The organism is Pseudomonas sp. NPDC086581 (assembly GCF_044746165.1).
Lineage (GTDB): Bacteria > Pseudomonadota > Gammaproteobacteria > Pseudomonadales > Pseudomonadaceae > Pseudomonas.
In genome coordinates this window covers 119,271-145,690 of record NZ_JBIVBR010000014.1, presented here as the reverse complement: position 1 = coordinate 145,690, position 26,420 = coordinate 119,271, and the positions used below count along the sequence as shown (strand labels likewise).

Genomic DNA, 26,420 nt, shown 5'->3' with positions numbered 1-26,420 from the left:
CCGGCGGATGGGGTGATTTATTCGCCCCGCGGCCCTACACTGCTGCGCTTCGCCTGACGGTCGAGCAATCGCTCTAGGCCAGGGCTGCACCCTGCAGGGGCGGCCATTCTACCAGTTCTGGACGCTATGAACCTACTCAAGTCGCTGGCCGCGGTCAGCTCGATGACCATGATCTCGCGGGTGCTCGGCTTCGTGCGCGACACGATCGTCGCGCGCATGTTCGGTGCCGGCATGGCGACCGATGCTTTCTTCGTTGCCTTCAAACTGCCCAACCTGCTGCGCCGGATCTTCGCCGAGGGCGCGTTCTCCCAGGCTTTCGTGCCGATCCTGGCAGAGTACAAGACCCAGCAGGGCGAGGAGGCGACCCGCACCTTCATCGCCTATGTGTCCGGCCTGCTGACCTTGATCCTGGCGCTGGTCACCGCGCTGGGCATGCTCGCCGCGCCCTGGGTGATCTGGGTGACGGCGCCCGGCTTCGTCGACTCGCCGGAGAAGTTCGAGCTCACCAGCTCCCTGCTGCGGGTGACCTTCCCTTATATCCTGCTGATCTCGCTGGCCTCGCTGGCGGGGGCGATTCTCAATACCTGGAACCGTTTCTCGGTGCCGGCCTTCGTGCCGACCCTGCTGAACGTCAGCATGATCCTCTTCGCGCTGTTCCTGGCGCCGTACTTCGACCCGCCGATCATGGCGCTGGGCTGGGCGGTGCTGGCCGGCGGCCTGGCGCAGCTGCTCTATCAGCTGCCGCACCTGAAAAAGATCGGCATGCTCGTGCTGCCGCGCATCAACCTGCGCGATTCCGGTGTCTGGCGTGTGCTCAAGCAGATGGGCCCGGCGATCCTCGGTGTTTCGGTCAGCCAGATCTCGCTGATCATCAACACAATATTCGCTTCCTTTCTGGTCGCCGGTTCCGTCTCCTGGATGTACTACGCGGACCGCCTGATGGAGCTGCCGTCCGGCGTGCTCGGCGTCGCGCTGGGCACCATCCTCCTGCCGTCGCTGGCCAAGACCTACGCCAGCGACGACCGTCATGAGTATTCCCGGCTGATGGACTGGGGCCTGCGCCTGTGCTTCCTGCTGGTGCTGCCGTGCTCACTGGCCCTGGCAGTAATTGCCGAGCCGCTGACCGTCGCGCTTTTCCAATACGGCAAGTTCGATGCCCACGACGCCTTGATGACTCAGCACGCACTGGTCGCCTACGCGGTTGGCCTGCTTGGCATCATCCTGGTGAAAGTGCTGGCACCGGGCTTCTATGCCCGTCAGAACATCAAGACGCCGGTAAAGATCGCGCTGTTCACCCTGGTGTCCACCCAGCTGATGAACCTGGTGTTCATCGGCCCGCTCAAGCATTCGGGGTTGGCGCTGGCGATCAGTCTGGCGGCCTGTCTGAACGCGGGCCTGCTGTTCTGGCAGTTGCGCAAGCAGCGGTTGTTCGAACCGCAGGCGGGTTGGGGCCGGTTCATCGCCAAATTAGTCGTAGCTGTACTGGTGATGTGCGCGGTGCTGATCGGCATGATGCATTTCATGCCGGCCTGGGATCAGGGCGGCATGCCGATTCGCCTGGTGCGCCTGGGCGCGCTAGTGGTGGCCGGTGTGGTCGCCTATTTCGGTATGCTGGCGATCCTTGGCTTCCGCTTGCGGGACTTCTCCCGCCGTGCGGTGCTGTAACCTTCGCCGTACAAAGCATTGCATCCGTTTTCGGCGACGGCATTTTGCCTGTCGCATGGCAGCGGGTGCAGGTATAATCGACCACTTTCTGAGCAATACGCGCGCTATGCAGCTGCTTCGAGGCCTTCACAACCTGCGGCCCCTGTCCGGGGGCTGTGTCGCCACCATCGGTAACTTCGACGGCGTCCATCTCGGCCACCAGGCGATCCTGGGGCGTCTGCGCGAGCGTTCGCTGGAGCTGGGTGTGCCCAGCTGCGTGGTGATCTTCGAGCCGCAGCCGCGCGAATACTTCGCTCCCGATGCGGCGCCGGTGCGTCTGACCCGTCTGCGCGAGAAGCTCGAACTGCTGCGCCAGTACGGCGTCGACTTCGTTCTCTGCCTGGCCTTCAACCGCCGTCTGCGCGAGCTGTCGGCCGCCGAGTTCGTCCGCCAGGTGCTGGTCGAGGGCCTGCGTGTCCGCCATCTGGAAGTGGGCGACGATTTCCGCTTCGGCTGCGACCGTTCCGGCGACTTCGCCTTCCTGGTCAACGCCAGCGCTGAGCAAGGCTTCACCGTCGAAGCCGCGACCACCGTGGAAGTCGATGGTATGCGCGTGAGCAGCTCGCGTATCCGCAAGGACCTGGCCGACGGCGATCTGCATATGGTCGAGCGCCTGCTGGGTCGCCCTTACAGCCTGAGCGGCCGCGTGCTGCACGGGCAGAAGCTGGGCCGTACGCTGGGCTCGCCCACCGCGAATATCCAGCTCAAGCGCCGCAAGGCGCCGCTCAACGGCGTTTACCTGGTCAGCACGATGGTGGCTGGTCAGCGCCGGAACGGGGTTGCCAACATCGGCACCCGACCGTCTGTGAATGGCGACGGCCGGCCCCATTTGGAAGTGCATCTGCTGGATTTCGCTGGCGATCTCTACGGCCTGCATCTGGACATCACTTTCCACCAGAAGCTGCGTGATGAGCAGCGTTTCGCCTCGCTCGAGGCACTCAAGGCGGCCATCCTCGCCGACATCGCCGCCGCCCGAGCCTACTGGCTGGGCCAACCGCTTGATTGAAGATCCTGAACAGGCCCTGAGATGACCGATTACAAAGCCACTCTGAACCTTCCCGAAACCGACTTCCCGATGAAAGCCGGCCTGCCGCAGCGCGAGCCGCAAACTCTCAAGCTCTGGAACGACATTGGCCTGTACCAGAAGCTGCGGAAGATTGGCGAAGGTCGCCCGAAATTCATCCTGCACGATGGCCCGCCCTACGCCAACGGCAGCATCCACATCGGTCACGCGGTCAACAAGATCCTCAAGGACATCATCGTCCGCTCCAAGACCCTGGCCGGCTACGATGCTCCCTACGTGCCGGGCTGGGACTGCCACGGCCTGCCGATCGAGCACAAGGTCGAGACCACCCACGGCAAGAACCTGCCGGCGGACAAGACCCGCGAACTGTGCCGCGAATACGCCGCCGAGCAGATCGAAGGGCAGAAGGCCGACTTCATCCGCCTGGGCGTGCTGGGCGACTGGGACAACCCCTACAAGACCATGAACTTCTCCAACGAGGCCGGGGAAATCCGCGCCCTCGCCGAGATGGTCAAGCAGGGCTTCGTGTTCAAGGGCCTGAAGCCGGTGAACTGGTGCTTCGACTGCGGCTCCGCCCTGGCAGAAGCCGAGGTCGAGTACGCCGACAAGAAGTCCGACGCCATCGACGTCGCCTTCCCGGTGGAAGACGCTGACAAGCTGGCCGCCGCCTTCGGCTTGGCCAGCCTGCCCAAGCCGGCTGCCATCGTCATCTGGACCACCACCCCTTGGACCATCCCGGCCAACCAGGCGCTGAACGTCCACCCCGAATTCACCTACGCACTGGTGGATGTCGGCGATCGCCTGCTGGTGCTGGCCGAGGAGCTGGTCGAGTCCTGCCTGCAACGCTATGGCCTGGAAGGCAAGGCCATCGCCACCGCCCAGGGCGAGTCGCTGGACCTGATCCGTTTCCGCCACCCGTTCTACGAGCGCTTCTCCCCGGTCTACCTGGCCGAGTACGTCGAGCTGGGCGCCGGCACCGGCGTGGTTCACTCCGCCCCGGCCTACGGTGAGGACGACTTCCGTACCTGCAAGCAGTACGGCATGAGCAATGACGACATCCTCAGCCCCGTGCAGAGCAATGGCGTCTACGTGGCCGACCTTCCGTTCTTCGGTGGCCAGTTCATCTGGAAGGCCAACCCGAATATCGTTGCCAAGCTCGATGAAGTCGGCGCACTGCTCAAGCACGCCAGCATCAGCCACAGCTACATGCACTGCTGGCGCCACAAGACTCCGCTGATCTACCGCGCCACCGCGCAGTGGTTCGTCGGCATGGACAAGCAGCCGCAGACCGGCGCCACCCTGCGCGAGCGCGCGCTGGAAGCCATCACCCAGACCGAATTCGTGCCCAACTGGGGCCAGGCGCGCCTGCACGGCATGATCGCCGGCCGTCCGGACTGGTGCATCTCGCGTCAGCGCAACTGGGGCGTGCCGATCCCGTTCTTCCTGCACAAGGCCACCGGTGAACTGCACCCGCGCACCGTCGAACTGATGGAAGCCGTGGCTCAGCGCGTCGAGAAGGAAGGCATCGAGGCCTGGTTCAAGCTCGACGCCGCCGAACTGCTGGGCGATGAAGCCGCGCAGTACGACAAGATCAACGACACCCTGGACGTCTGGTTCGACTCCGGCACCACCCACTGGCACGTGCTGCGCGGCTCCCATGCCGAGTTGGGCCATGCCAGCGGTCCGGCCGCCGACCTTTACCTGGAAGGCTCCGACCAGCACCGCGGCTGGTTCCACTCCTCGCTGCTGACCGGCTGCGCCATCGACGGCCACGCGCCGTACCGCCAACTGCTGACCCACGGCTTCACCGTGGACGAGTCCGGCCGCAAGATGTCCAAGTCCCTGGGCAACACCGTGGTGCCGCAGACCGTGATCGACAGCATGGGCGCCGACATCCTGCGCCTGTGGGTCGCGTCCACCGACTACTCCGGTGAGATCGCGGTTTCCCAGACCATCCTGCAGCGCAGCGCCGACGCCTACCGTCGTATCCGCAATACCACGCGCTTCCTGCTGTCGAACCTCTCCGGCTTCGACCCGGCCAAGGACCTGCTGCCCAACGACCAGTTGCTGGCCCTGGACCGCTGGGCCATCGACCGCGCCCTGCAGCTGCAGCGCGAGCTGGAAGAGGCCTACCGTGACTACCGCTTCTGGAACGTCTACTCCAAGGTGCACAACTTCTGCGTGCAGGAGCTGGGCGGCTTCTACCTGGACATCATCAAGGACCGCCAGTACACCACCCAGGAGAACAGCGTCGCCCGCCGTTCCTGCCAGACCGCGCTGTTCCACATCGCCGAGGCCCTGGTGCGCTGGATCGCGCCGATCATGGCCTTCACCGCCGAAGAGATCTGGAGCTTCATGCCCGGCGAGCGCGCCAAGTCGGTGATGCTCAGCACCTGGTACGACGGCCTCTCCGAGCTGCCGGCCGATGCCGAACTGGACCGCGCCTACTGGGACGAAGTCATGGCTGCCAAGGCTGCCGTGAACAAGGAACTGGAAAACCTGCGCAGCGCCAAGACCATTGGCGGCAACCTGCAGGCCGAGATCACCCTCTACGCCGAAGACTCCCTGGCCAAGCGCCTGGAGAAACTGGGCAACGAGCTGCGCTTCGTGCTGATTACTTCCGCCGCCACCGTCGCGCCGCTGGCCGATGCGCCGGCCGATGCGGTCGAGAGCGAACTGCCGGGCCTGAAGCTGAAGGTGGTCAAGTCCGCCCATGCCAAGTGCGGCCGTTGCTGGCACTTCCGCGCCGACGTGGGCAGCCACGCCGCGCATCCGGAGCTGTGTGGTCGCTGCGTCGAGAACATCGATGGCGCGGGCGAGGTGCGTCACTATGCCTAACGCTGATCGCTTCGGCCGCCTGCCCTGGCTGTGGATCACCGTGGTAGTGTTTGTTCTGGATCAGGTCACCAAGGCCTTCTTCCAGTCTGAGCTGACCATGTACCAGCAGATCGTGGTCATTCCCGACCTGTTCAGCTGGACCCTTGCCTACAACACCGGCGCCGCGTTCAGCTTCCTGGCCGACAGCTCGGGCTGGCAGCGCTGGCTGTTCGCGCTGATCGCCATCGTGGTCAGCGTCGTGCTGGTGGTCTGGCTCAAGCGCTTGAAGCGCGGCGAGACCTGGCTGGCCATCGCCCTGGCCCTGGTGCTGGGCGGCGCGCTGGGCAACCTGTACGACCGCATGGTCCTGGGGTACGTGGTGGACTTCATCCTTGTGCACTGGCAGGACCGCTGGCGCTTCCCGGCCTTCAACCTGGCCGACAGCGCCATCACCGTCGGCGCCATCATGCTGGCGCTGGACATGTTCAAATCGAAGAATTCCGGAGAGACCGCCAATGGTTGATTCCTCTGACACCATTCAGCGCATCGGCGGCGACTCGAAGGTCACCCTGCATTTCGCCCTGAAACTGGATGACGGCAACGTCGTCGACAGCACCTTCGACAAGCAGCCGGCCACCTTCAAGGTCGGCGACGGCAACCTGCTGCCGGGCTTCGAGCAGGCACTGTTCGGTCTCAAGGCCGGCGACAAGCGCACCCTGAGCATCGAGCCGGAGCAGGGCTTCGGCCAACCGAACCCGGCCAACGTGCAGGTGATGCCGCGCGACCAGTTCCAGGACATGGAGTTGGCCGAGGGGCTGCTGGTGATCTTCAACGATGCCGCCAAGACCGAGCTGCCGGGCGTCGTGAAGGAGTTCGACGAGCAGCACGTCACCATCGACTTCAACCATCCGCTGGCCGGTAAAACGCTAGCGTTCGAAGTCGATATCATCGACGTACAACCAGCCTGATTGGCTGCACGGCCCGCCGCTGGCGGGCCGTTGCGCTTGAGGCGAAGTATTCCTATCGGCCCCTCGTGGGCCGGCTTGCGTAGCACCCGAGGCCACCATGCAAATCAAACTCGCCAATCCCCGCGGCTTCTGCGCCGGCGTCGACCGGGCGATCGAGATCGTCAACCGCGCCCTCGACGTCTTCGGCCCGCCGATCTATGTGCGCCATGAAGTGGTGCACAACAAGTTCGTGGTGGAGAACCTGCGCAACCGCGGCGCCGTGTTCGTCGAGGAGCTTGACCAGGTGCCGGACGACACCATCGTCATCTTCAGCGCCCACGGCGTTTCCCAGGCCGTCCGCAAGGAAGCCGAGAACCGCGGCCTGAAAGTCTTTGATGCCACCTGCCCGCTGGTGACCAAGGTGCATCTGGAAGTCGTGCGCTACAGTCGCGACGGCCACGAATGCATCCTGATCGGCCACGAGGGTCATCCGGAAGTGGAAGGCACCATGGGCCAGTACGATGCCTCCAATGGCGGCACCATCTACCTGGTGGAAGACGAGGCAGACGTGGCGGCGCTGGAGGTGCGTAATCCTGAAGCGCTGCACTTCGTCACCCAGACAACCCTGTCGATGGACGACACTTCCAAGGTGATCGACGCCCTGCGTGCGAAGTTCCCGCACATCCAGGGCCCGCGCAAGAACGACATCTGCTACGCCACCCAGAACCGCCAGGACGCGGTGAAGGAACTGGCCGACCAGTGCGACCTGGTGCTGGTGGTCGGCAGCCCGAACAGCTCCAACTCCAACCGCCTGCGCGAGCTGGCCGAGCGCATGGGCACCCCCGGCTACCTGATCGATGGTGCCGAGGACATGCAGAAGGAGTGGTTTGATGGCGTGCAGCGCATCGGCATCACCGCTGGTGCCTCGGCTCCGGAAGTGCTGGTGCGCGGCGTGATCCAGCAACTGCGTGACTGGGGCGCGGAGCCTGAAGTCGAGCTGGATGGGCGGGAGGAGAACATCACCTTCTCGATGCCCAAGGAATTGCGGGTCAAGGCAATTTAACTGGGCCCGCTACGCCGATGATTAGAAACCCGCCGAGGCGGGTTTTTTATTGCTCGGCATTCGATTTAGAGGCCTCGGCAACTACCCCAGGCGCCGGCCAGATCTCCGGAGCCTCCACGCACACCGTTGGAGGTGAGGGTTATAGTACCGCGACCTGCCAATACGCCTCCATTCACGGGCGTTGCGGTCAGGCCGTAGCTGGTGCCGGTGTTGTCGATGGCGACAGCTATGGTGAAGACCGCGCCGCCGTCAACGGGGCTCTGAGCATAAGCTCCCAGCGTTGCGTTGCTGTAGGTGTTCTGTTGGGCGCGGAATCTTTCCAGTAGCCCGGCGGCACCGGTGAGGGTGCCCTTGGCGTCTTCACATGCCGCTCGGCGCACATAGGCCGTGTAGGAAGGAAGTGCAATGGCGGCAAGTATCCCCACCACTACGACGGCGATCATCAGTTCCAGCAGGGTGAAACCCTGCTGGGATTTTCTGGCCTTGATGCTCAAAGGTTATCCTCGTCAATCCAGTAGTACTCGTTAAGGTTCAGTTGCGGCGGCTTGCTCACTTGGGTGCCGTTGATCACGAAGCTGGTGCCGCCGATGCTGACCAGAGTCGGGTCGGGGAGCAGGCCGGTGGTCTTGACCACGTTGTAGCGGGCCGACGGCGAGGTGGAGTTGCCGGTGGTGCTGACCGGAGTTGCATCCGCCAGGTGAACCACGTAGGAGCGGTTCACACCGACGCTGGCCTGGCAGGAGTTGGCGGCTGCCGTGGGCTCGTAGGTGTTGAAGTAAAGGTAGCCGTTCACCGTCAGGGAGCGGGTGAGGACCTTTTCTCCGCCAGAGCTGTTCATCTTGATCATCCAGCCGCCGCTGGTAGCGCTGAAGGCGGTGGTGGCATCGGCTTTCTCTGTGGCGGTGCCGGCCTGAATCAGGTTGGCGGTAGCGTCGTAGAGGCTGCTCTCGGTCAGGGTGCTCTCGCTGGTGGAAGGTTTGGTCAGCACCGGGGTGCGGAAGGAGTAGAAGCGATCTTCCGTGAGCTTGTTGAGTGGGTGGCCGCGGTAGCCAGAACCGATGTTGACCGTCAGTACCAGGGTCCCATTGACGTTGACGATGGCCACGTCCGGTTCGTTGTAGAACCGGCGGATCTTAGCCTTGCGCTGGGTATCGGTGGTATCGGCAGTGTCGGCCGGAACCACGTTGGCGAACACGCCGTCGTTGCTGCTGCCGGCTGCAGTTACCAGGCCGGAGCCGCTGCTGCCATTGTTGATGTAGAAGCGCCAGATCTGGCCGCCCATGTCACCGACGAAGAACTGGTCGGCCAGTTGGTTCGCATCGTTGGCCAGGGTGCCGTCGGTGTTCTGCTGCAGGTCAATGACGCGTACGGCGGACGGCATGCTGTAGTTCATTTTGCTAAGGCGCAGGGTGCCGGTGGTCTTGCTGGCAGACCAGAGGCGCTCACCGGTACGAGCGTTGACGATGTAGATGGCATTGCCCATGGTGTCGGCGGTCTGAGTGCTGACGTTGTCCTGATTCGGGTCGTAGCCGCCGGCGAAGATCAGTACGTCGGTGATGGTGCCGTTGACGTTGATGCGGGTCTTGACCGGCGCAGACCAGGTCTGACCCAGCTGCTCGAAGCCCGTAGTGGTGCCGCCCTTGATCAGCCACAGCAGTTTCGGGTTGGAGCGGTCGGTAAGGTCCAGTGCGTAGATATCGCGACCGCCGCGCCCCATAGTGCCGTAGGCGTAGACGAACTCACCGGTGTTGAGCCCGGTGAGCAGGGTCGGCGTGGCAGCACTGGGGTCGAGGCCGCCGTAGAGCACCCCGTTCTTGTTGGCGTCGTTCACCCACAGGGTCACGGTGTTATCCATGCCGTAGGAGCGTGGCTTGGCACTGGTCGACTTCTGGTTGGCAGCCAGCTGCGGGACATGCGCCAGCAGGGGCTCGGGCATGAAGGCCATCTGTTCCTGGCCGTTGCTGGTGTTGAACAGGTGCAGGTAGCCCTCGTTGGTCGACATGACCACGCTCTGGTCTTCGCTGCTGCATGTTTTGTACGTGCTGTCGGTATAGGTGTTGCACGCGTAGGTGACCAGGCGCGGGGAGGAGTGCAGGGGGTCACCCAAGCCCTTGCGCTGCGCGCCGGCAGCGGTGAGGCCGCGGATGTAGTTGATCGCCGCGGTGCGAGCTGCAGTGTCGTTGGCATCACTGATGCCCAACTTGGCATTGGTAATGGTGGTGTTCGCCGAGTTGAGCAGGTAGTTGTTCTGGTTGAGGTTCACCGCCGCACTGGGCGAGGAGCCAATGAAGGTATAGAGCGAGCGAGTTGCCGCTTCCGGCAGGTTGGATGCTGCACCACCATTGGCGGTGTTGTTGCCGTCGGCGCTGGAGCTCCAGAAGCTGCGCGCTGAGCTTTTGAAGAAGCCGGTGAGCGGGTCCACGGCGGCGGTATTGTCCGCATCGACGATCTGTGCGGTGGCGGTGTCCAGGCGATAGCGCTTCAGGTTGCCCGGCCAGGTGTCGGTTTCCTGCGGTTTGAATACCGAGAAGTAGAGTTCGTCCTTGTTGTCCTGGCGGTTGAAGGTGTTCACCGGGGCACTGGCGCTGACGAAGGTACTGTCGGTGGCGAGGACCTGCTGAATGATGTCATTGAACGCCTTGGACAGGTCGCCAGCGGTGGTGGCGGTGTAGGTCGAGCCGCCGCCGCGCGAGGCCAGGTCGGCGAGGAATTTCTTGATATTGGCGCTATCGGTCGCACTGCTGGCATCCAAGGCGAAGCCTACGGTGTGGGTGGTTACCTGGTTGTCGCCATCGATGCTGGAGGCCTGGTCGTTGGCAGCAATCCAACTGGCGAGGGTGCGCGCGCATTTCTCGCCGTCGTCGCTGGCGTCGCTGGTGCAGGCACCTGCCAGTGCGGCGATGCCGTTCTTGGCGGCCGTGGTGTTCTGGTTGGCTTGGCCGTCGGTCAACAACACCATGTGGGTGGTCTGGCAGGCGCTGTTGATGGGGCTGGCATAGCCGTCCGCACCGTTACGCAGATACTGCACTGCGTCATACAGGGTCGGTACGATGGGCGTATTGCCATTGGCCGTCATGGTTTGCGCCAGGCTGTTGAGCTGGTTGCGCACGGTGAAGGGACTGGTGGTCATGCCACCGTTGGCCAGCTTGATGCGCAGGCGCAGGGACTGCGCCGGATTGCTCTCATAGGCCTGGGCGTTGAGGCTTGAGTTCGCGCTCTGGGTCATGAATACCGTCAGGGCATTGCCGGGCGCCCAGCCGCTGCGGTTGAACACCGTCTGCAGGGAAGAGGCAAGGCCGCCACAGGCGAAGCTGGTGCCGGCGGTCCAGCCACCATTGGTGTTGTTGATGGTGCAACTGACCCCGGAGGTGCTGCTACGCGAACCGATGTTGCCGCTGCTCGCCTGCATGGCCGGTGAGCTGTCGGTGTTCTCGAAGCTTATCGAAGTGCTGACGTTCGGGCCGGTGACCGTGTTGTTCGGCGTGATGAACAGCTTGGCATCCAGCACGGTAGCGCCCTGGATGATGGGCAGGTTCTCGTAGCGGGCGGCGATGGAGCCCGAGTTCAGCGGCAGTGTGCTGTCGCCCAGGGTTGGCGTGTAGTAGTTGCGTCCCGGGGCGGTTTCGAAGCCGTCATTCTTCGCGTCGGTGACACGGGTTTCGATGATCGGGTTCAGGCAGCCGCCGCTGCCGCCAGTGTAGGTCACTGTCAGCGATGGCTGCAGGCCGATACCGCCCTCGATGCTGGTGGCTGTTCGTGAGCCGGTGCCACTTTGGGGCGTGAGGATGATGGCGGCGGAGTTGTTGCCACACCAGCCTCCTTGGTTGACGATCTGTTGCACCACGTTCTTGATGTCCGGGCCTTCGACTGGCACGGGTGGGTTCTGTGCCCTCCATTCGGGAGCGGCCCAGTCGAGGTAGGCTGAAGTGGTGGCGCGCGCCGGGAGGTTCTCGGTGGCAGAGAAGGTGGTGGCGTCACTCACCAGCTGACCCTTGATCCGGAAGGTCACGGGGTCGCTATTGGAGGTGGCCGGAACGAAGGATAGTACCGCCTTGGTGACGGTCGCTCCTTGCGGAATGCCCAGGTTCTGGAAGCGCAGGGCGCCGATCCGGGTCTGCGCCACGGTGGAGGTGCTGGAGTAGTTTACAACTAGCGCCGGAGCGCTGTTGCCGCAGCTACGGGCGCAGAAGGTGTAGTCAGCCGCCTGGGTCGCACGAAAACTCATCACCACGTCACCAATGTCACTGGTGGTGGGCGCCGTTCTCTGCAATGTCCTCAGCTGGTTGGTGATGTCGACTTGGGCCGCGTTGCCGTTGATCCAGCTGGATGCGGTGGCAGTCGCGGTGCTGAATGTCCTGGTACCTACCGGACTGTTGTCGTTCAGGGCTGCCGGTGTTTTCGACAGCTCCATCTTCACATTCATTGTCGGCGGCGCGGTCCTGTTGGTGTTGGTAGGCACCAGCACCAGATAGGCGCTCTGGATGGTCGCGTTGGCCGGGACGCCCAGTGAGCGGAAGTCGAACAGCGCCGTCTGGTAGTTGCTGTTATTGGTCGCGTTGACGTTCAGCTCGGTCATGTTGCCGTTGGTGCAGACCGGTTTGCTCGGGCGGTTGAGGCCGGAAGTACGCATCCGGCACGCGTAGTCGGTGTTGCTCTGCGTGACGATGAAGAAGGCATCGTTCTGGACCAGCGTCGAGTTCGGCGTGCCAACCACCGTCGTTGTCGTGCTGGTATAGCCCATGGGCAGGCTGGATTCACCGATATCGCCGGTGCTGTTGGTGATGTTCTGGGTGGCGTCGTCGCTACCCTGACCGATTTCCGGGCTGCCGGCGTACTGGGTCGCGGAGCTGGGTATCACCGAGTCGATGTTGGTTACCGGATACAGCAGACGGTTGTCACCGTTGAGTACCATCAGGCCGGCGTTGATGCCGCTGGTGTTCTGGATGATGTCGGAGAACGCCTGCTTGAGCAGGGTCATCCGCGATTGCTGGCCACGCGAAGGGTTGCTGTTGCTGTCGGTACGCCAGGCCATGGAGCCGGAATTGTCCAGCACAAACAGCACGTTGGGCCGTACGTTCTGGTCGATGGATTGGCCGCCGAAGAAGATTTCGGTGTCGTCGGCGTAACTGAGGGTCGCGCAGGCTATGCCCGAGGTCAGCAGGGCACCGCTCATCAGGCTGCGGAGGAAGGACTGTGGACGATTCATTCTATGCACCTGATGCGATTAGAGGTGGGTAGCCTGGATGTAGCTGCGACGATGCAGTGCACGCGCCTGGCCGTCCGAAGTGGTGACGTTGCAGCTGCTCAGATTCTTGCAGGCCTTGGCTTGGCTGCTTACCTGGTAGCAGGTGTAGCTCAGGGTGCCGGCAGCGACGCTCAGGCTTTGCGCCGGGATAAATTTGGCGCATTCGATGAAGCTGGCGTTCAGGTTCACCTGTGCTGAGCCAGAGCTGCCCGACGTTGGCTCCACCGCGATGGAGGTGCCGTTGGTGGGGGCGACGCCACTCTGGGCGAACCGGTTCACCCAGAACTGCAGGCCGCTTTCCGCTGCCTGGAAGGCGATGTTCTGTTGCTGGGCGTTGGCCGAGATGCGTTGCTGCATGGTCGAATTGCTGGCCATGGCAATGGCCAGCACTGTGAGGATCAGCAGCAGCACGAGGCTGACGAGCAGCGCCATGCCGCGTTGAGTCTTGGATGAAGTCATAGCCGGTTCCTCAGCTCGACGGTGCCGGTGAAGTTGCGGGAAATGTTTTGCGCAGCGTCGATGGCGGTGATACTCAGTTGCACGCGATCGGCACTCTGGGCTTCTGCGGCGCTGATGCTGCCGGCGGTTTTCCAGACGATCTTGCCTGCCGATTCGAAGCCCAGGGTAATGGCGGTTATGGTGGCGTTATCGACCACCGTCTGGTCGCCCCCACTGGTGCTGGAGTTCATGCAGATCGAGGTGCCGTTGGCGCAGTTGCTGTAGGTGACCGAATAGAGGTACAGCGTCTGATTGGTGCAGGTCTTGTTGACGCCGGGCATCGCCACCGAGGTGGTGGTGGTCGTGGCGTAGTTGAAGCTCACGCTGGTGCTCACTCCGTTGGTGGTGGTGACCGCGTCGCGAGGGAATTGGACTCCGTTGCTGACGGTCACGACGCTGCTTGGCAACTGGCAGCCCTGATAGCCTGCACGGCGAGCATCCATAGAAACCAGGTCGAGGACGACTCGGCCACTGTCCTGCACGCGGGTCAGAGCGCTGCTGGTCTTGTCCGATGCTGAGCTGTTGCTGAACATCTGCAGTACGCCCAGCAGCAGCAGGGTGCTGAGGAGCAGCGCTACCATCAGTTCGATCATCGACAGGCCACGCTGCCGGTAGGAATATTGCCTGGTAGTCATAGGTTCACCCGCAGCGTGAAGTTCTGGGCCTGAGAACCGGTGCTGTGTTGCTGTGCATCGGACTCGGTCCAGCTGATGACGACCTGGTATTCATTGGTGTTCGCTTTGGTGACGGTGGCGCTGGAGCCGGGGATCGCGGCCTGCAGGTTGCCCCACCAGTCAAAGATGTCCTGGTTGGCCAGTTCCGAAGCCGTGCAACCAGCGGTCTTGGTGCGGCAGTCCGGATTGGTCCGGGTAGCACCGGAGGTTAGGCTGATCACATAGGGTGAGGTCGCCAGCAGCGCTTGGGCCGAGTTGCCACGCATCCGTTCCACGTAGTCATAGGCAAGCATGCTGGCCTGGCCGCGCAGGTAGGCCCCTTGGTTGCTTTGCAGGCTGGTCATGGTCAGTGAGGCCATGCCCAGCAGGCCGATAGCCAGAACCAGAAGGGCGATGAGCACTTCGATAAGGGTGAAGCCGCCTTGGCCGCGCTGGATCATGGGCATGTTCCATTCGCTCCGCTTGTGGCGACGCCGGCGATATTAAGGGTAATTGCGCGCGAGCTCGCTGTGCCCCGTGAGTCGCAGACCCTCAGCGTCGCTGCCGTGGTCAGGGTGCCGTTCGGATTGAAGGTCAGGGAGCCGCTGCTGCGCAGGGTCAGGCCGCTGGAGTTCGGCGGCAGCACACGGATTACGGCAGCCTGCGCGACCGACGTCGTCGTGGCGTCAGGACTGCGGAAAACGATGGCGCCGGCCTCCCAGCTGTTGCTGTTGCAGCTGTAGTTGACTTGGTTGAGACCTGCGTCGCTGCTGCCGCAGACGCGCACGATACTGCGCTGGGTAATGGCTTCGCTGCGCGCCGATTGAAGCAACCCGATCACCATGTTGGTCTGGCTGGTGATCTGGTTGTTCAGCATCAGGGTGCGGAAACTAGGTATGGCGATGGTCGCCAGAATGGCGGCAATCGCCACCACGACCATTAACTCGATCAGCGTAAAGCCCGCCGATTCACTGGGGCGCGACATGGCGCATTCCTCACATTTTCGATAGCGGCAATGCTGCCTAGTCGTGTGGGAAATGTCTTTTTTCTATGGATGACCGTTCGTATTACGGCGATGTTCGGTCATGCCCGCCGAGGTTCTGTGAACACCGTCGCGCAAGGGGTGAGAAGTCGGTCAGCGGGGGCAGTAGTCCTCGGTGTTTCCGGCCTCGGTGCGGATGCGTCCCGCCTTGTTGAACACGATGTGATAACTCGTTCGGCCCGCGCCGCAGAGCGTCAGCGTGCCGGCGTGGAAAGCGCCTTTGGGCTGGATTGCGTTGCCGCGCGGGGTGAAGTGGAGGTAACGGCGCGAGGTGCTGTCGGTACGGATGCTGATACCGCTCAGGGGGCCGTGGGCCGCAAGTGGCTGTTGCTGAGGGGCGCGGACGCCGCTATTGGCGGAGTCGGCGAAAACCTCCCAGCCGGCAGCCCAGTCGCCATGTGTCGCGGCGATACTGATCGGTTGCCCGCTGTGCACGGCCGATTCGCGGGCGAAGTTCAGGGCGTTGCGCAGTTCCTGGGTGGCTGTGCTTGCCCGCTGGTTATGCAGGAGTTCGCTGAAGTCTGGGGCTGCGATGGAGAGTGCGATCGCCAGTATCGCGAGAGTGAACAGCAGCTCGACAAGGGTGAAGCCCTGCTCACTGATAGTAGATTGCTCCTTGGCCATGGTTCGCTTCCGGGCAGTTGAGGAGCGGGAAGTATTGGTCGCCGGATAGCCTGCGCCTGCCAGCGAGTTGGACAGGCGCTGTAGGAGCGGTCCGATGCCGCACTGACTTCCGTCGTGCTCCGTCGTCAGCCCATGCCCGGTATAGTGTGCGGCCGGCGATGGGCCGTTGATTTTCCTGTGATGTGGGGCGTGGTATGCCGGACATGATCGTGGTGGGCGGTGGAGTGGTGGGCATGCTGACTGCCTGGACTCTGGGGCAGGCGGGCGCCGAGGTGGTGCTGCTGGAGAAGGGCGAGACCGGGCGCGAAGCGTCCTGGGCCGGCGGCGGCATCGTCTCGCCGCTCTATCCGTGGCGCTACAGCGCGGCGGTCGCCAACCTGGCCCACTGGTCGCAGGATTTTTATCCGCAGTTGGGCGAGCGCCTGCTGGCGGATACCGGTCTCGACCCGGAAGTGCACGTCACGGGCCTCTACTGGCTGGACCTGGACGACCAGGCCGAAGCCCTGGCGTGGGCCAGGACCCATGGCCGCCCGCTTGCGGAAGTGGATATAGGCGCCGTGCATGAAGCTGTCCCGGTACTGGGGCAGGGCTTCGAGCGCGCCGTGTACATGTCCGGCGTGGCCAATGTGCGCAACCCGCGCCTGGCCAAGTCGCTTCGCCAGGCGCTGATGCAGCTGCCGAATGTGAGCGTGCAGGAGCAGGTCGAGGTAACCGGTTTCCTGAAGCAGGGCGATAGCGTGACGGGCGTCCGCACGCCGCAGGGTGATTTCACGGCCGATTCGGTGGTGTTGGCGGCCGGCGCCTGGAGCGGCGAATTGCTGGCAGAGCTGGGGCTTGAGCTACCGGTTGAGCCGGTGAAGGGACAGATGATCCTTTATCGCTGCGCCCCGGACTTCCTTTCCAGCATGGTGCTGGCCAAAGGTCGTTACGCGATTCCGCGTCGCGATGGGCACATTCTGGTGGGCAGCACGCTGGAGCACGCCGGTTTCGACAAGACCCCGTCGGACGAGGCTCTGAGCAGCCTGCGTGCATCGGCGGAGGAACTGCTCCCCGCGCTCAAGGGCATGGCGCCGGTGAAGCACTGGGCCGGACTGCGTCCGGGCTCGCCTCAGGGCATTCCTTTCATCGGCGAGGTGCCCGGTCACCGTGGACTGTGGCTGAACACCGGCCATTACCGCAACGGCTTGGTGTTGGCGCCGGCGTCCTGCCAGTTGCTGGCGGACCTGATGCAGAAGCGTCAGCCGATCATCGAAGCGGCACCCTATGCGCCAGAAGGGCGCCTGGTGGCGACGCCCATCGTCTGAAAGCGGACGGGGATCAGTCGATCCCCAGTTTCTTCAGGCGGTAGCGCATGGAGCGGAAGGTCAGGCCCAGGCGCTGCGCCGCCGCTGTCCGGTTCCAGCGCGTCTCTTCCAGCGCCTGCATGATCAGCTTGCGCTCGATGTCTTCGAGGTAGTCCTCGAGGTTGTCGATCTGCGCCAGGCTTGCGTCACCACCGCTGTCCACCATGCTGGTTTCGGCCAGGCGCAAGTCGTGAGGCTGGATGACGTCGTCCTCGCAGAGCGTGTAGGCGCGCTCCAGCATGTTTTCCAGTTCCCGAACGTTGCCGGGGAAGCGGTAACTCTTGAGCTTCTCCAGCGCATCGGGGCTGACCGTCGCGGCAGCCAGTCCGTTGTCCCCGGCCAGGCGCTTGAGGACGCGGTCGGTCAGTAGCGGGATATCTTCGCGGCGCTCGCGCAGCGGCGGAACGCGCAGTTCGATGACATTCAGTCGGTAGTAGAGGTCCTGACGGAAGCGGCCAGCTGCCACTTCGGCGGCCAGGTCCTTATGGGTCGCGCAGAGGACGCGCACGTCCACCGCGACCTCCTGCTGTCCGCCCACGGCGCGCACGGCCTTTTCCTGGATGACGCGCAGCAGCTTGACCTGCATCGGCAGTGGCAGGTCGGCGACTTCGTCGAGGAACAGCGTGCCGCCGTTGGCCGCCTGGAACAGGCCGAGCTTGTCTTCCACGGCACCGGTGAAGCTGCCTTTCTTGTGGCCGAAGAATTCGCTCTCCATCAGTTCGGACGGGATGGCGCCACAATTGACCGGCACGAAGGTCTGGCTCTCGCGCGGGCCCTGCTCGTGGATCAGTCGGGCCACCAGCTCCTTGCCGCTGCCGGATTCGCCGCTGATGTACACCGGCGCCTGGCTGCGGGCGAGTTTGGCCACCTGGTTGCGCAGGGTGCGCATGGGTGGCGAATCACCGAGCAGGCGGCTGTCCACCGGCGCTTCCTCGGCCTCCGGCGAGCGCAGACGCAAGGCGGAATTCACCAGCTCGCGCAGGCGGGCAAGGTCGACCGGCTTGGTCAGGAAGTCGAAGGCGCCGGCCTTGAGAGCCTGCACCGCGGTGTCGAGGCTGCCGAAGGCTGTGATCATCGCCACCGGCATCTGCGGATGGCGCTGCTGGATGTACTGCACCAGGTCCAGGCCGGTGCCATCGGGCAGGCGCATGTCGGTGAGGCAGAAGTCGAAGGGTTCGCGGGCCAGGAAGTCGCGGGCTTCCTTGACGTTGCGGGCGCTGCGGGTGTCCAGCTTCATGCGGCCGAGGGTGATCTCCAGCAGCTCGCGGATGTCGGGTTCGTCGTCGACGATCAGGGCTTTTTGACGGCTCATGCTCTTTGCGTCTTCTTAGCTTTGTTTGCGCGGGTGGGCGAAGGTGAGGCGGAAGCAGCTGCCGCCTTCGTCACGCGTCTTGTAGTCCAGCCGGGCCTGGTTGCTTTCGCACAGCTCGCGGGAGATGTACAGGCCAAGGCCGGTGCCCTTGCTTTCAGTGGTGAAGAACGGCTCGAACAGCTTCCCCCGCTGTTCGTTGGCGATGCCGGGCCCGTCATCGAGGACTTCGAGTACGGGCAGGTCGGTCTCGCTGTCGCGGAACAATCGCAGCCATACTTGGCCGGTGCCGTTCTTCTGAGTGCTGTACCGTAACCCATTCTGTACGAGGTTGGTCAGTACCTGCGTCAACTGGTGCGGGTCCATGCGCGTCTGCACGGTGCCCTGGCCGGTTTCCACGTGAATCTGCTGGCCTTCCCGAAGGCCTTCGCGCATCTCGCCGGCATAGCGATGCAGCCAGTACTTCAGGTCGAGCAGTTGCGGCTCGGCCTGGCGCCGGCGCGACAGCTGGAGGACGTTCTCGATGACCAGGTTCATGCGCCGCGACTGATCCTGGATGATTTGCGCCAGGCGCCGGTCGGGCTTGTCCAGCTCTTCGGACTCCAGCAGCAACTGCGCCGCATGGCTGATGGCGCCCAGCGGATTGCGGATCTCATGGGCAATGCCCGCGGTGAGGCGGCCCAGGGCGGCGAGCTTGAGTTGCTGGGCTTGCTGGGCGATCTGCGAGATGTCTTCGAGGAACATCAGGATGTGCTGTTCGTTGTCCCGACGCAGCGGGATGAAGCTTGGCTGTACGGTCGGGCCGGATTCCACGGGTTGCAGGCTTGGCGGGCGCAGCGCGGGATTCTGTTGCCACTGCTGCAGGCTGGAGACCAGGGGCGGGCTGTACTCGGCCAGCGAATGGCCGGGAAGGTCGTGGCCACCCAGCAGGGTGGTGGCGCTCTGGTTGGCCAGCAGTACCCGGTGGCGATCGCCCAGGACCAGGATGCCGGTGCGCATGCGCTGCAGGATCAGCGCGTTGAGCTCTTCGAGGTTGGCCACCGTGGTGGCGCGCTGCTCGGCGATGCTTTCGACGATCTGCTGGCGCCGCGCCAGGGCCTGGATCAGCAGGGCCGAGGCGAAGCTCAGGGCGCCCAGCCCGCCTGCCTGCACGTAATGATTGATGGCTGTGGGTTGGCTGAGGCTCAGGTAGAAGGTCAGGTAGATCAGGCCGATGGCGGCGATCGCGGCGATAAGCAGGCCGATGCGGCCCCGCAACAGGATGTTGGCGATGGCTACGGCAACCACCATCAGGTTGCCGATGCCGCTGGGAATGCCGCCTGCGGTATAGAACAGGGCGCTGAGCAGGAGTATGTCCAGTGCCGCCAGGAGGAAGATCGGCAAGAGTTGTCGCGGTGTTGGCATCAGCACCGCGATCAGAATGTTGAGGACCAGGTAGATCCAGCAGCCGACGTGGAACAATTCGGGGTGGGCCAGCTTCAGCAGCTCATCGTCCAGGCTGCTGGAAATCAGCAGCACCAGCACCAGCCCTATGGTCAGGCGATACAGGTGATACAGGCGCAGGACCCGCAGGCCCTGCCCCGTGAGCGAGATGCCTTCAGCGACCACGGTCAGTGCGGTCCTGTTCGATATGTGCGCGGCTGCAGTACCACTGGCTCTCGTCCTGCAGGGCATGGCTCTGCGGCACATGCACGCCGCACTGTGCACAGCGGACCATCGGCGCGGCCGGGTCGTCGCCTTTGGGCTTCTCGACAGGGCGGGCAGGCCGGGTAGCTTTGCGCCACAACCACCAGCCAAAGGCGAAGAGGGCGATCCAGAACAGCAGACGGGTCATGGCAATCCCTTGTGCATAAAGAGCGGCAGTTTATCCAAGCCACGCGGCGCCGCACAGTGAGCCCGTGCGCGCACCCGCCTGGCGATGGGGAAAGCGTCCGTGCTTTGCGCCAATGAAAAAGGGAGGCCGAAGCCTCCCTTTTTCGTCGAACCTGCCGGTATCAGTCGAAGATGCCGAAGGTCATGTAGCTGAACCAGGAGCGGTCGCTGCTGCCAGCGTTGCCTTCGGACTCGTGCTGTTCTTCCTGCACGTCGCTCTGGTTCTCGGGCTTGAGTTCAGCCGGAATCTGCTGTTCGGCGTCTTCGTACTGCTTGATCACGTCCTTGGATGCCTGGGTTTCCATATGCGGTGGGGCATCGTTGGTTTCGATCAGGCCCAGGGTGGCCTTGGCCAGCCAGGAGCGGTTGTCGGCTTCGTCTTCACGCGGAACGAACTGGCCATCCTTGAGGCTGGCGTTGTCCGGGTAGTTCGCCTTCAGGGTTTCCAGGCTGGAGTCGGCCAGATCGTTCAGGCCCAGACGCTGATAAGCCTCGACCATGATCGCCAGGCCATCGCCGACGGCCGGGGTTTCCTGGAAGTTCTCGACCACATAGCGGCCACGGTTGGCGGCGGCGACATACGCCTGGCGCTTCAGATAGTAGTGGCCGACGTGCACTTCGTAGGCCGCCAGCAGGTTGCGCAGGTAGATCATGCGCGCCTTGGCGTCCGGGGCGTAGCGGCTGTTCGGGTAGCGGCTGACCAACTGGGCGAACTCGTTGAACGAGTCGCGGGCGGCGCCCGGGTCGCGCTTGGTCATGTCCAGCGGCAGGAAGCGCGCCAGCAGGCCACGGTCCTGATCGAAGGAGGCCAGACCCTTGAGGTAGTAGGCGTAGTCGACGTTCGGGTGCTGCGGGTGCAGGCGGATGAAGCGCTCGGCGGAGGCGCGGGCGGCCTCAGGCTCCATGTTCTTGTAGTTGGCGTAGATCAGTTCCAACTGGGCCTGCTCGGCGTAACGGCCGAACGGATAGCGGGACTCCAGCGCCTTCAGCTTGGCGACGGCGTTGGTGTAGCTCTTGTTGTTGAGGTCGTCCTGTGCCTGCTGGTACAGCTGGCTTTCGCTCAGGTTCTCATCCACCTTCTCGCCCTTGGAGGAGCAGGCGGTGACGAAGGCGAGGATGGCGATCAGCAGCAGGTGTTTCACTTGCATGGCGAGTTGCGTCCCTGGACGGTCGGCTGTCGCGGCCGCAACCGTCTGTTATGATTGGCGCCCCAGGGATACCCCTGGGACAAAGGCCCCGTATTTAACCACAGCGTGCAGCCGAACCAAAAGGCCGCGCGCCCTTCGTGTCCCGTCATGTCCAATATCATCCAACTCGCGGCAGAAGTGCCGTTCGACCTCGGTGGTCAGCGTCTCGACCAGGTCGCCGCCCAGCTCTTCTCCGACCACTCCCGCTCGCGCTTGGCTGGCTGGATCAAGGACGGCCGTCTCAAGGTCGATGGCGCTGTGCTGCGGCCGCGCGACATCGTCCATTCCGGCTCGCGCCTCGAACTGGATGTCGAACTGGAGGCCCAGGGTGAATGGGTTGCCCAGGACATCGAGCTGGACATCGTTTATGAAGACGACCAGATCCTGGTCATCGACAAGCCGACCGGCCTGGTGGTTCACCCCGCCGCCGGCCACCAGGACGGCACCTTGCTCAACGCATTGCTGCATCACGTGCCGCACCTGGCCAACGTGCCGCGCGCCGGCATCGTGCACCGCCTGGACAAGGACACCACCGGCCTGATGGTGGTGGCCAAGACCCTGGAAGCGCACACCAACCTGGTCGCCCAGTTGCAGGCGCGTAGCGTCAGCCGCATCTATGAAGCCATCGTCACCGGCGTGATCGTCGCCGGCGGCACCGTCGACGCGCCCATCGGCCGTCACGGCGTGCAGCGCCAGAAGATGGCGGTGATCGAGACCGGCAAGGTCGCCATCAGCCATTACCGCGTACTGGAGCGCTTCCGTGCGCATACCCACACGCGGGTGAAGCTTGAAACCGGGCGTACCCACCAGATCCGCGTCCATATGACGCACATCGGCCACCCGCTGGTAGGCGACCCCACTTACGGCGGGCGTTTCCGCATTCCGCCGGGGGCCAGCCCAACCCTCGTCGAATCCCTGCGCGATTTCCCGCGCCAGGCCCTGCACGCGCGCTTCCTGGAGCTGGATCACCCGGCCACCAACGTGCGCATGAAGTGGGAGTCGCCGCTGCCGGATGATTTCACTTGGCTGCTGAGCCTGCTGCGGCAGGACAACGAGTCTTTCGTATGAGTCCCTGGCTGGCGCCTGACTGGCCGGCCCCGGCGAACGTCCGCGCCTGCGTGACTACTCGTGCCGGCGGCGTCAGCGTCGAGCCTTTCGACAGCTTCAACCTCGGTGACCACGTCGGCGACGAGCCGGCCGCCGTCGCCGAGAACCGCCGCCGCCTGACTGCCGAACTGGGCTGCCAGCCGGCCTGGCTGAGCCAGGTGCATGGCACCGATGTCGTCGAGGCCGATCCTTCCGTCGTCGCCACCGCGGATGCGAGCTGGAGCGCCGCGCCCGGCATCGCCTGCACCATCATGACGGCCGATTGCCTGCCGGCGCTGTTCTGTGACCGCGCGGGGACCCGTGTCGGTGCTGCCCACGCCGGCTGGCGCGGGCTGGCGGGCGGCGTGCTGGAGGCGGCCGTGGACGCCATGGGCGTCGCGCCGGCGGAATTGCTGGTCTGGCTCGGCCCGTCCATCGGCCCGCAGGCCTTCGAAGTCGGCGCGGAAGTGCGTGAAGCCTTCCTGGCGGACCACGCCGAAGCCGCACGCGCCTTCGTGCCGAGCGCCAATGCTGGCAAATTCATGGCCGACATCTATGAGCTGGCGCGCATCCGCCTAGCGGCGAAAGGGGTGACTGCCGTCTATGGTGGGGATTTCTGCACCTTCACCGACACCGAGCGTTTCTATTCCTACCGCCGCAGCTCCCGCACCGGCCGACTTGCCAGCCTGATCTGGTTGGCCTGACAGTCTGTTTGCAGGAGCGAGCTTGCTCGCGAACAGTTGGATACCTTTGTGTCAGGCGAGGTTCGCGAGCAAGCGCGCTCCTACAGGTTCAACTCCATTCCTGAGGTCCTTTCGAAGGCACTAACTGACGGGTGTCATGGCCAAATGGCTTGAACCGACCAAAATCGTCCTTATCTATCTGACATCCCGGCGGGTTAGTCGTGATCAGGGGCACTCATCGCTCCGGCCCGCTATAGAAAGGAAGGACGACCCTCATGCGAATCGACCGTTTGACCAGCAAGCTCCAGCTTGCACTCTCCGATGCCCAGTCCCTGGCCGTTGGACATGACCACCCGGCCATCGAGCCTGTGCACCTGCTGTCCGCGCTCATCGAGCAGCAGGGTGGCTCCATCAAGCCCCTGCTGATGCAGGTCGGCTTCGATATCCCTGCGCTGCGTGCCTCCCTCAATAAAGAGATGGACACGCTGCCGAAGATCCAGAACCCCACTGGCGACGTGAACCTGTCGCAGGATCTGGCGCGCCTGCTCAACCAGGCCGACCGCCTGGCGCAGCAGAAGGGCGACCAGTTCATCTCCAGCGAACTCGTGCTGCTCGCCGCTATGGACGACAGCACCAAGCTCGGCAAGCTCTTGACCAGCCAGGGCGTCTCCAAGAAGGCCCTGGAGAATGCCGTGGCCAACCTGCGCGGCGGTGAAGCGGTCAACGACCCGAATGCCGAAGACTCGCGCCAGGCGCTGGACAAGTACACCGTCGACATGACCAAGCGCGCCGAAGACGGAAAGCTCGATCCGGTGATCGGCCGTGACGACGAAATCCGCCGGACCATCCAGGTCCTGCAGCGCCGCACCAAGAACAACCCGGTACTGATCGGCGAGCCCGGCGTCGGCAAGACCGCCATCGTCGAGGGCCTGGCCCAGCGCATCGTCAATGGCGAAGTGCCGGACGGCCTGAAGGACAAGCGTCTGCTGGCCCTGGATATGGGCGCGCTGATCGCCGGCGCCAAGTTCCGTGGCGAGTTCGAGGAGCGCCTGAAAGCCGTCCTCAACGAGCTGTCCAAGCAGGAAGGCCGGATCATCCTGTTTATCGACGAACTGCACACCATGGTCGGCGCCGGCAAGGCCGAAGGCGCCATGGATGCTGGCAACATGCTCAAGCCGGCCCTGGCCCGTGGCGAATTGCACTGCGTGGGCGCCACCACCCTGGACGAATACCGCCAGTACATCGAGAAGGACGCCGCCCTGGAGCGCCGCTTCCAGAAAGTCCTGGTGGATGAGCCGAGCGAGGAAGACACCATCGCCATCCTGCGTGGCCTGAAAGAGCGCTATGAAGTGCACCACGGCGTGACCATCACCGACGGCGCGATCATCGCCGCGGCCAAGCTTAGCCACCGCTATATCACCGACCGCCAGCTGCCGGACAAGGCCATCGACCTGATCGACGAAGCCGCCAGCCGCATCCGCATGGAGATCGACTCCAAGCCGGAGGAACTGGATCGCCTGGATCGCCGCCTGATCCAGCTGAAGATCGAGCGCGAGGCGTTGAAGAAGGAAGATGACGAGGCCACCAAGAAGCGCCTCGCCAAGCTGGAAGAAGACATCGCCAAGCTCGAACGCGAGTACGCCGATCTCGAGGAAATCTGGAAATCGGAGAAAGCCGAGGTCCAGGGTTCCGCGCAGATCCAGCAGAAGATCGAGCAGGCCAAGCAGGAAATGGAAACCGCGCGGCGCAAGGGCGATCTGGAAACCATGGCCCGTATCCAGTACCAGACAATCCCGGACCTGGAGCGCAGCCTGCAGATGGTCGACCAGCACGGCCAGACCGAGAAGCAACTGCTGCGCAACAAGGTGACCGACGAGGAAATCGCCGAAGTCGTCGCCAAGTGGACCGGTATCCCGGTGTCCAAGATGCTCGAAGGCGAGCGCGAGAAGCTGCTGCGCATGGAAGACGAGCTGCACAAGCGCGTCATCGGCCAGCACGAGGCCGTGGTGGCCGTCTCCAACGCCGTGCGCCGTTCCCGTGCAGGCTTGGCGGACCCGAATCGCCCCAGCGGCTCGTTCCTCTTCCTCGGCCCGACCGGGGTGGGCAAGACCGAGCTGTGCAAGGCCTTGGCCGAATTCCTCTTCGATACCGAGGAAGCGCTGGTGCGCATCGACATGTCCGAGTTCATGGAGAAGCACTCCGTGGCTCGCCTGATCGGTGCTCCTCCGGGCTACGTCGGTTATGAAGAGGGCGGTTACCTGACCGAGGCCGTGCGCCGCAAACCCTACTCCGTGGTGCTGCTCGACGAAGTCGAGAAGGCCCACCCGGACGTCTTCAACGTGCTGCTGCAGGTGCTCGAAGACGGTCGCCTGACCGACAGCCACGGCCGTACGGTGGACTTCCGCAACACCGTGGTGGTGATGACCTCGAACCTCGGTTCAGCGCAGATCCAGGAACTGGTCGGCGACCGTGAAGCCCAGCATGCGGCCGTCATGGACGCGGTGAATTCGCACTTCCGTCCGGAATTCATCAACCGGATCGACGAAGTGGTGGTGTTCGAGCCGCTGGCCCGCGAGCAGATCGCCGGCATCGCCCGCATCCAGATGGGCCGTCTGCGCAAGCGTCTGGCCGAGCGTGAGCTGAGTCTGGAGCTGAGCGAGGAGGCGATGGACAAGCTGATCGCCGTGGGCTTTGACCCGGTATATGGCGCGCGGCCGCTCAAGCGTGCGATCCAGCGCTGGATCGAGAACCCGCTGGCGCAACTGATCCTGGCCGGCCGGTTCAACCCTGGCACCCAGATCCACGCCAAGGTTCAGAACGACGAGATCGTCTTCTCCTGATCCATGCCCCACGAAAAAGCCCGCCAATTGGCGGGCTTTTTCTTTGGCTATTTGTAGGACCGAGGGGGGCGCCTAGCCCTTGCTCGCGAACCGCAGGACACGGCGCTCCTACAGGTGTTTCGGCGGTCAGCCGGTTTCACGGGCTCCGCCCAGCATGACCAGCAGTTGCTCGATCAGCTCGGCCTGATCCTCGGCGATATCGATGATGTGGAAACCCGCCCAGCCCAGTTGGCCGTCGGTGCCGGCGCGGCTCCACAGGCAATCGGCGCCGAGCTGGATTTCGCCGATCTCGTCCAGCGGCGGTGCCGGCACGAGCAGGCAATCCCAGACGGAGTCGGCCTCCGGAACCTCAACGCCACAGAGCATGAACCCTTCGGCGGACAGGTCGGCGAGCCGACCGAGGCTGCGCCTGGAATGGCGGTCGAAGACTTCCACGGTCAGCCCGGTCTGCTGCCGGCTGTGCTGGCGACGCTCACTCATCGA

Annotated in this window: 22 protein-coding genes; 10 read left to right on the top strand and 12 right to left on the bottom strand. The window is 63.9% G+C overall.

All coding sequences use genetic code 11. From position 1 onward, the window contains the following. The first annotated feature begins 126 nt into the window (after positions 1-126). The 6 genes from murJ (at position 127) to ispH (ending at position 7,555) form a co-directional block, all read left to right on the top strand. Positions 127-1,665, top strand: coding sequence for a murein biosynthesis integral membrane protein MurJ (gene murJ, locus ACIPK7_RS25465; RefSeq protein WP_401090958.1), 1,539 nt, complete (start codon positions 127-129; stop codon positions 1,663-1,665). 106 nt (positions 1,666-1,771) lie between these two features. Continuing rightward, positions 1,772-2,710 carry a bifunctional riboflavin kinase/FAD synthetase gene (gene ribF / locus ACIPK7_RS25460; protein WP_401090956.1) on the top strand — a complete coding sequence of 313 codons (939 nt, stop codon included), beginning with the start codon at positions 1,772-1,774 and terminating at the stop codon, positions 2,708-2,710. A 21-nt stretch (positions 2,711-2,731) separates the two neighbouring features. Beyond that, entirely contained in the window at positions 2,732-5,566 is a 2,835-nt protein-coding gene (gene ileS, locus ACIPK7_RS25455; protein WP_401090955.1) for an isoleucine--tRNA ligase, read from the top strand. Continuing rightward, positions 5,559-6,068, top strand: a complete 510-nt coding sequence (lspA, locus tag ACIPK7_RS25450) for a signal peptidase II (RefSeq protein WP_401090953.1) — start codon at positions 5,559-5,561, stop codon at positions 6,066-6,068. Before ileS ends, lspA begins: the two co-directional genes overlap by 8 nt. Continuing rightward, entirely contained in the window at positions 6,061-6,513 is a 453-nt protein-coding gene (gene fkpB / locus ACIPK7_RS25445) for an FKBP-type peptidyl-prolyl cis-trans isomerase (RefSeq protein WP_192224654.1), read from the top strand. The genes lspA and fkpB overlap by 8 nt, the downstream gene beginning before the upstream one ends. 97 nt (positions 6,514-6,610) lie before the next feature. Then, complete coding sequence (ispH, locus tag ACIPK7_RS25440; RefSeq protein ID WP_401090951.1) at positions 6,611-7,555, top strand: 4-hydroxy-3-methylbut-2-enyl diphosphate reductase; 945 nt, start codon at positions 6,611-6,613, stop codon at positions 7,553-7,555. A 65-nt stretch (positions 7,556-7,620) separates the two neighbouring features. Here ispH and ACIPK7_RS25435 read toward each other — a convergent pair whose 3' ends face one another. The 7 genes from ACIPK7_RS25435 to ACIPK7_RS25405 all read right to left on the bottom strand — a co-directional run bounded on the left by ACIPK7_RS25435 (position 7,621) and on the right by ACIPK7_RS25405 (position 15,617). After that, positions 7,621-8,049 carry a type IV pilin protein gene (locus tag ACIPK7_RS25435; protein WP_401090950.1) on the bottom strand — a complete coding sequence of 143 codons (429 nt, stop codon included), beginning with the start codon at positions 8,047-8,049 and terminating at the stop codon, positions 7,621-7,623. Then, on the bottom strand, positions 8,046-12,761 hold the full coding sequence (locus ACIPK7_RS25430) for a pilus assembly protein PilY (RefSeq protein ID WP_401090948.1): 4,716 nt from the start codon (positions 12,759-12,761) through the stop codon (positions 8,046-8,048). Before ACIPK7_RS25430 ends, ACIPK7_RS25435 begins: the two co-directional genes overlap by 4 nt. 18 nt (positions 12,762-12,779) lie before the next feature. Next, a complete protein-coding gene (locus ACIPK7_RS25425; RefSeq protein ID WP_401090946.1) occupies positions 12,780-13,259 on the bottom strand; it encodes a PilX N-terminal domain-containing pilus assembly protein in 480 nt (159 codons plus the stop codon). Then, entirely contained in the window at positions 13,256-13,933 is a 678-nt protein-coding gene (locus ACIPK7_RS25420; RefSeq protein ID WP_401090944.1) for a PilW family protein, read from the bottom strand. The genes ACIPK7_RS25425 and ACIPK7_RS25420 overlap by 4 nt, the downstream gene beginning before the upstream one ends. Continuing rightward, a complete protein-coding gene (gene pilV / locus ACIPK7_RS25415; protein WP_401090943.1) occupies positions 13,930-14,412 on the bottom strand; it encodes a type IV pilus modification protein PilV in 483 nt (160 codons plus the stop codon). The genes ACIPK7_RS25420 and pilV overlap by 4 nt, the downstream gene beginning before the upstream one ends. Then, the gene (locus ACIPK7_RS25410) at positions 14,409-14,936 is read right to left on the bottom strand and encodes a GspH/FimT family pseudopilin (protein ID WP_401090941.1); all 528 of its coding nucleotides are present in this window, start codon (positions 14,934-14,936) and stop codon (positions 14,409-14,411) included. The genes pilV and ACIPK7_RS25410 overlap by 4 nt, the downstream gene beginning before the upstream one ends. 150 nt (positions 14,937-15,086) lie before the next feature. Beyond that, complete coding sequence (locus ACIPK7_RS25405; protein ID WP_401090939.1) at positions 15,087-15,617, bottom strand: GspH/FimT family pseudopilin; 531 nt, start codon at positions 15,615-15,617, stop codon at positions 15,087-15,089. Positions 15,618-15,811: 194 nt separating this feature from the next. Here ACIPK7_RS25405 and thiO point away from each other — a divergent pair, with 194 nt between their 5' ends. Next, on the top strand, positions 15,812-16,921 hold the full coding sequence (gene thiO / locus ACIPK7_RS25400) for a glycine oxidase ThiO (RefSeq protein ID WP_401090938.1): 1,110 nt from the start codon (positions 15,812-15,814) through the stop codon (positions 16,919-16,921). Between the two features lie 13 nt (positions 16,922-16,934). Here the strand turns inward: thiO and ACIPK7_RS25395 are convergent, their stop codons facing one another. The 4 genes from ACIPK7_RS25395 to ACIPK7_RS25380 form a co-directional block, all read right to left on the bottom strand. Beyond that, the gene (locus ACIPK7_RS25395) at positions 16,935-18,272 is read right to left on the bottom strand and encodes a sigma-54-dependent transcriptional regulator (protein ID WP_401090936.1); all 1,338 of its coding nucleotides are present in this window, start codon (positions 18,270-18,272) and stop codon (positions 16,935-16,937) included. 15 nt (positions 18,273-18,287) lie between these two features. Continuing rightward, positions 18,288-19,877: a PAS domain-containing sensor histidine kinase gene (locus ACIPK7_RS25390; RefSeq protein WP_192431677.1), complete on the bottom strand. Its 1,590-nt coding sequence runs from the start codon at positions 19,875-19,877 to the stop codon at positions 18,288-18,290. Beyond that, a complete protein-coding gene (locus tag ACIPK7_RS25385) occupies positions 19,867-20,109 on the bottom strand; it encodes a PP0621 family protein (protein WP_401091003.1) in 243 nt (80 codons plus the stop codon). Before ACIPK7_RS25385 ends, ACIPK7_RS25390 begins: the two co-directional genes overlap by 11 nt. A 154-nt stretch (positions 20,110-20,263) precedes the next feature. After that, positions 20,264-21,289: an outer membrane protein assembly factor BamD gene (locus tag ACIPK7_RS25380; RefSeq protein ID WP_138212188.1), complete on the bottom strand. Its 1,026-nt coding sequence runs from the start codon at positions 21,287-21,289 to the stop codon at positions 20,264-20,266. 147 nt (positions 21,290-21,436) lie between these two features. On the opposite strand from ACIPK7_RS25380, the gene rluD reads away from it, so the two are divergent. The 3 genes from rluD (at position 21,437) to clpB (ending at position 25,937) form a co-directional block, all read left to right on the top strand. After that, on the top strand, positions 21,437-22,396 hold the full coding sequence (gene rluD / locus ACIPK7_RS25375) for a 23S rRNA pseudouridine(1911/1915/1917) synthase RluD (protein ID WP_192431674.1): 960 nt from the start codon (positions 21,437-21,439) through the stop codon (positions 22,394-22,396). Next, on the top strand, positions 22,393-23,118 hold the full coding sequence (pgeF, locus tag ACIPK7_RS25370; protein ID WP_401090933.1) for a peptidoglycan editing factor PgeF: 726 nt from the start codon (positions 22,393-22,395) through the stop codon (positions 23,116-23,118). The genes rluD and pgeF overlap by 4 nt, the downstream gene beginning before the upstream one ends. Before the next feature lie 254 nt (positions 23,119-23,372). After that, positions 23,373-25,937, top strand: coding sequence for an ATP-dependent chaperone ClpB (gene clpB, locus ACIPK7_RS25365; RefSeq protein WP_401090931.1), 2,565 nt, complete (start codon positions 23,373-23,375; stop codon positions 25,935-25,937). A gap of 126 nt (positions 25,938-26,063) precedes the next feature. Here clpB and ACIPK7_RS25360 read toward each other — a convergent pair whose 3' ends face one another. Next, entirely contained in the window at positions 26,064-26,417 is a 354-nt protein-coding gene (locus tag ACIPK7_RS25360) for a PilZ domain-containing protein (protein ID WP_192431671.1), read from the bottom strand. Positions 26,418-26,420: the final 3 nt, after the last annotated feature.

What these genes read in the sequence shown, in the direction of transcription:
- murJ (WP_401090958.1), top strand. Translation starts at nt 127, where the DNA reads ATGAACCTACTCAAGTCGCTGGCCGCGGTCAGCTCGATGACCATGATC.
- ribF (WP_401090956.1), top strand. Translation starts at nt 1,772, where the DNA reads ATGCAGCTGCTTCGAGGCCTTCACAACCTGCGGCCCCTGTCCGGGGGC.
- ileS (WP_401090955.1), top strand. Translation starts at nt 2,732, where the DNA reads ATGACCGATTACAAAGCCACTCTGAACCTTCCCGAAACCGACTTCCCG.
- lspA (WP_401090953.1), top strand. Translation starts at nt 5,559, where the DNA reads ATGCCTAACGCTGATCGCTTCGGCCGCCTGCCCTGGCTGTGGATCACC.
- fkpB (WP_192224654.1), top strand. Translation starts at nt 6,061, where the DNA reads ATGGTTGATTCCTCTGACACCATTCAGCGCATCGGCGGCGACTCGAAG.
- ispH (WP_401090951.1), top strand. Translation starts at nt 6,611, where the DNA reads ATGCAAATCAAACTCGCCAATCCCCGCGGCTTCTGCGCCGGCGTCGAC.
- ACIPK7_RS25430 (WP_401090948.1), bottom strand. Translation starts at nt 12,761, where the DNA reads ATGAATCGTCCACAGTCCTTCCTCCGCAGCCTGATGAGCGGTGCCCTG.
- ACIPK7_RS25425 (WP_401090946.1), bottom strand. Translation starts at nt 13,259, where the DNA reads ATGACTTCATCCAAGACTCAACGCGGCATGGCGCTGCTCGTCAGCCTC.
- ACIPK7_RS25420 (WP_401090944.1), bottom strand. Translation starts at nt 13,933, where the DNA reads ATGACTACCAGGCAATATTCCTACCGGCAGCGTGGCCTGTCGATGATC.
- pilV (WP_401090943.1), bottom strand. Translation starts at nt 14,412, where the DNA reads ATGATCCAGCGCGGCCAAGGCGGCTTCACCCTTATCGAAGTGCTCATC.
- ACIPK7_RS25410 (WP_401090941.1), bottom strand. Translation starts at nt 14,936, where the DNA reads ATGTCGCGCCCCAGTGAATCGGCGGGCTTTACGCTGATCGAGTTAATG.
- ACIPK7_RS25405 (WP_401090939.1), bottom strand. Translation starts at nt 15,617, where the DNA reads ATGGCCAAGGAGCAATCTACTATCAGTGAGCAGGGCTTCACCCTTGTC.
- thiO (WP_401090938.1), top strand. Translation starts at nt 15,812, where the DNA reads ATGCCGGACATGATCGTGGTGGGCGGTGGAGTGGTGGGCATGCTGACT.
- ACIPK7_RS25395 (WP_401090936.1), bottom strand. Translation starts at nt 18,272, where the DNA reads ATGAGCCGTCAAAAAGCCCTGATCGTCGACGACGAACCCGACATCCGC.
- ACIPK7_RS25380 (WP_138212188.1), bottom strand. Translation starts at nt 21,289, where the DNA reads ATGCAAGTGAAACACCTGCTGCTGATCGCCATCCTCGCCTTCGTCACC.
- rluD (WP_192431674.1), top strand. Translation starts at nt 21,437, where the DNA reads ATGTCCAATATCATCCAACTCGCGGCAGAAGTGCCGTTCGACCTCGGT.
- pgeF (WP_401090933.1), top strand. Translation starts at nt 22,393, where the DNA reads ATGAGTCCCTGGCTGGCGCCTGACTGGCCGGCCCCGGCGAACGTCCGC.
- clpB (WP_401090931.1), top strand. Translation starts at nt 23,373, where the DNA reads ATGCGAATCGACCGTTTGACCAGCAAGCTCCAGCTTGCACTCTCCGAT.
- ACIPK7_RS25360 (WP_192431671.1), bottom strand. Translation starts at nt 26,417, where the DNA reads ATGAGTGAGCGTCGCCAGCACAGCCGGCAGCAGACCGGGCTGACCGTG.